The organism is Mesorhizobium sp. M4B.F.Ca.ET.089.01.1.1 (assembly GCF_004022605.1).
Taxonomy (GTDB): Bacteria; Pseudomonadota; Alphaproteobacteria; order Rhizobiales; family Rhizobiaceae; genus Mesorhizobium; species Mesorhizobium abyssinicae.
Genome location: NZ_RZOS01000519.1, coordinates 1 through 3,577, shown reverse-complemented (window position 1 = coordinate 3,577; position 3,577 = coordinate 1). Strand labels below are relative to the sequence as shown.

The following is a 3,577-nucleotide window of genomic DNA, read 5'->3' as shown; positions in this document are numbered from 1 at the left end:
CTCTATGCCCTCACCCGCGATGGGCTGCGCCTGGTGCTCGACGGCCTCGTCGTCGACAGCTATGGCGGCGAAGGCGACGCCAATTGCGCCGGATCCTTTCATTCCAGCAAGGCCGGCCTGTCGATGCGATCGGCGAGCCACCACGGTTATCGCGACATCAGCGTGGTCGAGCGGAGGGATACCGACGAGCCCGCCCTCGACACGAAGGGCGAATGCCAGTCGCACCCCGGCAAGCCTGTGAAACGAACCTACCGGCTCCGCTTTGACGGCAACCGCTATCCGGTTCCGGCGGCGCTCAAGGCCTTGGAACCGTGAGAAGGCTGCTTGCACAGCGGTGCCTGCCGAGCAGGCGGCCCGAGGCGCTCGCCGATGGCGGCGCCGGCAAGGTCTCCGACGACGCCGCCTCCATCATGTGGTGAAGGCGGCGATCTTCTCCGTCAGGAAAAGATTTCCGCCAGATCCTCTACGCTGGTGCCTTCCTTGACCTGGCGCAACTCGACATAGGTGACCGCGGAGGCAATCGACATCAGCGTCGACATGAACGCCGAGACCACAGCGCCGAGGACAATGGCGATATATCCGCCAAAGAGCAGCACGACCGTGCCGAGCACCATCTGGATGCCAAAGGCGATCAGGATGAGGATCAGGAAGAGGCCGAACAGCGCCCAGCGGCTGCCCTTGGTGAGCGCACGGCTGCGCGACATGGAGCCGAAGACGCCGAGCCTCTCCTGCACCAGGGCGGGCACCGCCACCGACCAGCCAAGCCACAGGATGATGCCAGGCACCAGCAGCGCTATCGAGGCGAGGCCGGCGCCGAGGGCAACCATCAATCCGATGCCTATGGTCGGCAGCAGGCAGCGGAGCGCGATCTGGATGCAATCCCCGAAGGTCGGCTTCTTGCCGTTCATGTCCTCGATCGTTGCCCTGACCAGCGCCGACTGCAGCAGCAGCGACAGGATGAAATAGAGCATCGCGAAGACCAGGGTCAGCATCGAATCGCGGAACATGGTGGCGGGATCGGCCATAGCCAGCGCCGCCGGATCGCCAGCCGCCAGGCCGCCCATTCGCACCTCGTTCCAGAACTGGAAAACGAATGTCGGCAGCCCCGAGAACAGCGCGGCAAGCCCCAGGCAAAGACCGATATTGCGATTGATGACGGCAAAGCTGTTGTTGAGTACCTTGCCGATCTGGAATTTCTCTGGCCGTGCCAGTGTCGTCGAAGTCATAGTCTGCCCCCTTAACCACAGCCGCATAATGGCTGGTTCGCATGACAGTAAATGTGACAAGATTAACACTTAGCGTCTAGCCTACTTGCAATTGTTGTGTCGCGTTGCCAGTGTCGGCGCGGCGGGTTTACGGGGGAGCGAGCGGGTGGCAGTTGCACAGCCGGGCACAGTGGACGCCGAATGGCTGGCGAAAGTGCACAAGCAGCTGCTGGCCGATACGTCCATCCAGTTCGACCTGCCGGCCTTCGCGCAACCCCAACCGCCGGCCTGGCTGAAGCCGTTGCTGGATTTCCTGTCGCAGCTCGGCCCCTATATGATCTACCTGTTCTGGGGCGCGGTCATATCGGGCGCCGTGATCATCCTGTTCCTGATCGTCCTCGAAATGAAAGGCATCGCCTGGCGCCTGCCGTGGCGACGCTCCCGCGGCGAAGCCGAGGCGCAGGAGGAATGGCGCCCCGATGCCGCGACGGCGCAGATCCTGCTGTCGGAGGCCGACGCGCTCGCGGCGCGCGGCGACTATGACGAGGCGGTCCATCTCCTGCTTCGTCGCAGCGTCGCCGACATAGCCGGGCGCCTGCCCGACTTCCTGCGTCCCTCGCTGACGGCGCGCGACATCGCCAATGCTCCTTCCCTGCCGGCGCGGCCACGCGGCGCGTTCAGCGAGATCGCACGCATCGTAGAGGCGGCACTGTTCGCCCGCCGGCCGGTCGGCGCCGAAGGCTGGCAGCAGGCGCGCGGCGCCTATGAGCGGTTCGCCTTCCGGGATGCCTGGGCATGAGCGCGCCCGCGGCCGAGACGGCACAGGAACCGTTCAGCCGCAGGACGCTGTTCTGGGGCATTTTCGCCAGCCTGTTCGCGGCGGCGGGGTTCTTTCTGCTGTCGACCTATGCGCCGGATTTTCGCCAACCCGGCGGCGGCGCGACGCCGCTGTCCAAGGGCGGCTCCGGCTATGCGGGGCTGGTGGAATGGCTCAAGCTGACCGGGACTCCTTCGCCGATGGCGCGCAGCGAGGAGGACCTCAGCACCGGCCTGATGTCCGGCTTCCTGCTGATCGTCACCATTTCGCCCGACGGCGACCCAGCCGCGCTCGACCGCATCGTCAAGCTCCGCGAAGACAAGGCCACGCTGTTCGTGCTGCCCAAATGGCAGACCATGCCGCTCGAGCAGCATGAAGGCTGGGATATCAAGATCGAGCGGCTGCCCGCTACGGCCGTGAACCAATGGCTGGGCCGGATCGGCAAGGCAAAGCTTGGCGAAGGAAAGAGCACGGTCGAGCAACTCGACATCAACGGCCATCTCGTTGCCGCGCCGGAAGACATGCAATGGGTGGCCGACGATCATCCGCTGATCTCGGCCGGCAACGGCAAGGGCGTTCTCACCGAACTCGACGACAAGCCATTCTACATCCTGACCGATCCGGACCTCATCAACAACGCAGCGCTCAAGGATCCAGACAGGGCCAGGGCGGCGCTCGATCTGATCGCCATGCTTGAGCCCGGCAAGGGCGCCGTGATGTTCGACCTCACGCTGCACGGCGCCGGGCGCAAATACGATCTCGCCAAGCTTTTGGTCGAGCCGCCCTTCCTGGCGCTGACGCTGTCGATCCTGGCCGCCGCTGCGCTGGCCTTCCTGCACGGGCTTGGCCGTTTCGGCCCGCCGCGCGCCGAGGGCCGGGCGATCGCTTTCGGCAAGCGGGCGCTGGTCGACACCACGGCGATGCTGTTCAAGCGCGCTGGACGGCTGGACGAGTTGGGCGACCGCTATGGCGCGCTGATGCGGCAGCGCGCCGGCGCGCTGCTCGGCGCGCCGCACGGTCTGCAGGGCGAGGCGCTCGACCGCTGGCTCGATTCCCGCGACAAGGGCGAGGCTCAGGGGTTCACGACGCGGCTCAAGGCCGCGGACAATGCCAGTTCGCTGGCGGACATGCATGAGGCAGCAGAGCGGCTGCACGACTGGACGGCAAGGAGGCTCGGTGAACGTCGATGATGTAAAGGCCCTGGCGACAGCGATCAGGGAAGAAGTGGCGAAAGCGATCACCGGCCAGCGCGACACGGTCGACCTGATGCTGACCGCCCTGTTCGCCGGCGGGCATATTTTGCTCGAAGGGCCGCCGGGGACCGCCAAGACCATGACAGCGCGCTGCTTCGCGCAGGCGCTCGGCGTCGCCTATGGACGCATCCAGTTCACGCCGGACCTGATGCCCGGCGATATCGTCGGCTCCAACATCTACAATTTCCAGACCGGCCAGTTCACGCTGACGCGCGGTCCGATCTTCTGCGACCTGCTGCTTGCCGACGAGATCAACCGCACGCCGCCGAAGACGCAGGCCGCCCTGCTGGAAGCCATGCAGG

The 3,577-nt window shown here is 65.6% G+C and carries 4 protein-coding genes and 1 pseudogene; 4 read left to right on the top strand and 1 reads right to left on the bottom strand.

Translation table 11 applies throughout. The features are described 5' to 3' along the window. Positions 1-315, top strand: a pseudogene (locus tag EN780_RS29780) (hypothetical protein); the annotation flags it as partial. A gap of 122 nt (positions 316-437) precedes the next feature. On the opposite strand, the gene EN780_RS29775 reads toward EN780_RS29780, so the two are convergent. Beyond that, positions 438-1,226, bottom strand: a complete 789-nt coding sequence (locus tag EN780_RS29775; RefSeq protein ID WP_128276083.1) for a hypothetical protein — start codon at positions 1,224-1,226, stop codon at positions 438-440. A gap of 145 nt (positions 1,227-1,371) precedes the next feature. Here EN780_RS29775 and EN780_RS29770 point away from each other — a divergent pair, with 145 nt between their 5' ends. From EN780_RS29770 to EN780_RS29760, 3 genes are all read left to right on the top strand, one after another. Next, positions 1,372-2,004 carry a DUF4129 domain-containing protein gene (locus EN780_RS29770; protein ID WP_128276082.1) on the top strand — a complete coding sequence of 211 codons (633 nt, stop codon included), beginning with the start codon at positions 1,372-1,374 and terminating at the stop codon, positions 2,002-2,004. Beyond that, positions 2,001-3,212 (top strand): DUF4350 domain-containing protein, encoded by a 1,212-nt coding sequence (locus EN780_RS29765; RefSeq protein ID WP_128276081.1) that lies wholly within the window; start codon positions 2,001-2,003, stop codon positions 3,210-3,212. Before EN780_RS29770 ends, EN780_RS29765 begins: the two co-directional genes overlap by 4 nt. Beyond that, positions 3,199-3,577 (top strand): AAA family ATPase (locus tag EN780_RS29760; protein ID WP_128276080.1); only part of this gene is annotated, 379 nt, incomplete at its 3' end. The genes EN780_RS29765 and EN780_RS29760, both read left to right, overlap by 14 nt.